At 70.5% G+C, this 1,748-nt stretch carries 2 protein-coding genes; both read left to right on the plus strand.

Going from position 1 to position 1,748, the window contains the following annotated elements; translation table 11 throughout:
- A partial coding sequence (locus KUTG_RS48555; RefSeq protein ID WP_043726742.1) for a hypothetical protein occupies positions 1-885 on the plus strand: 885 nt, incomplete at its 5' end.
- A partial coding sequence (locus KUTG_RS48560) for a hypothetical protein (protein ID WP_043726744.1) occupies positions 828-1,748 on the plus strand: 921 nt, incomplete at its 3' end. The genes KUTG_RS48555 and KUTG_RS48560, both read left to right, overlap by 58 nt.

Here is a 1,748-nt window from a genome sequence, read left to right on the forward strand (position 1 = left end):
GACGCGCTGGTGCGCAGGCTGGACGGCGCTGCGGCGGACGCCGTCGTCGACCGGCAGGCGCGGCAGCGGCTGGTGGACCTGGTCGCGCACGTGAAGGCGCCTGGCAAGCGGGTGACATTCCCGGAGTTGGCTGCCCGCTGGGAAAGGCAGCCGGAGCAGGCCGTGGCGTCGTCGCCTCTGACGGCAGAGCGGGCGGCATCCGTCGGCGCGTCGACGGAGCTGACCTATCCGGTGTCGGATCCGGTGCGGCTTGAGCAGTGGTCGCACCGACGGGTGGGTGCGCCGAGCGCGGAGTTGCGAACAGAGCGGTTCGATCCGGTGCAGGGGGCGCCGCGCAATGGTCTTGTACCTGGCCGTTACACCCTGATCCGTGCCTGGGTGCGGCGTGTCCAGGTCGAGGACGGCCGCTGGGTGCGGAGCCTGACCTTGCCGCTGCCGGTGCGGTTCGGCGAAGGCTTCACCCCGGAGATGTTGCCGGGGTTCGTGACGCGGTGGCGGGCTGCGCTGAACCGGCATTTCAATGCCGGCCTGACCTTGCCACGTTCGGGCGATCAGCTGCATGTGGACGTGCGGCTGATACCCAGCGCCGGTGGGCGGGAGACCATCGAGCTGAGCATGCCGGCGGCGTCCGGGCGGTCGGACCAGCTGCACTTCCGGCTGATGCGGGAGAGTCCGGAGCTCGACCCGGCGGCGCTGGCCCAGGCGAGGCAGTGGAACGATCTGGTGGTCGTGCACGAGCTGGGGCACTTCATCGCCTGCCGGACACGTATCTCGACGCGGAGTCGTTGTTCCGCGACACCGCGGCGAAGACCACGAGCGACGGGATCATGGCCGACGTCGGCCGCGTTCCCGGCACGGGTGTGCCCAGCCGGTACCTGGAGATGATCGAGAACACGATCGACTCGGGACCGGTGGTGCGTGACCACCCGCTGACGACGGGGCCGTCCGCCACCCTGCCGGATACACCGTCCACATTGGACGATCTCGGCCGGCGTGAACCCGCGCTGGCGCCGCCGGGCCACACCGCGATCGAGCGGGTGCGGCAGGGGGACGCGGGGCCCGGGGCTCCGGACCTGAGGCGGGTCGAGCAGCTGATCAAGCAGGCGAGGACGGAGGCGAAGAGGGCCCGGGTTCCGCTGCATTCGCTGCACCAGGGCGTGGTGGCATTGCGGTCGGCCGTGTACGACCACATTCTGCTTGGTGCGCAAGAGGCTCGTCAGGCTCACCTGGACAAGGTGGGGCCGGACGGGCGGCAATCGTCCGTGCAGGGTGGTTTCACCGTCACGCCGGACGCCATCGCGGGCTGGCATGTCCTCGTGCACAACGGAATGGGGCTGCGGACGGCGTTCGACGCGGACGGTCGTTGGACGCTGCGGGAGTTCAAGCTGGGCGACCCGCCGGCGTCGATAGGACCGGGGCTGCGGGTCGTGGCGACGCGAACCTGGGACGAAGCGGGCCAGGAAGAGCTGCGGTACCGGTTCTCCCACGAGGACTCGACGTCCGATCTCGACGTGGAGACGGTGCCGCCGGATTCACCGGAGTACGGGCACGGCCCGTTCGTGATCACCGGTTCGGCGAGCGGGCATCGGCACCACTTCGCCTGGGAAGGGACCTTCACCGCCCGGGATGTGCCGGTGTACCGCGAGGCGTACCTGCGGTCCGATGTGCTGGCGGACGCTCCTCGGCTCGTCGACGTGCGGGGGGCCATTCGGGACGACTGGACGGTCGAGCGCCTGCCGGACCGCACG

Origin of the sequence: Kutzneria sp. 744 (genome assembly GCF_000568255.1) — a bacterium.
Classification (GTDB): domain Bacteria; phylum Actinomycetota; class Actinomycetes; order Mycobacteriales; family Pseudonocardiaceae; genus Kutzneria.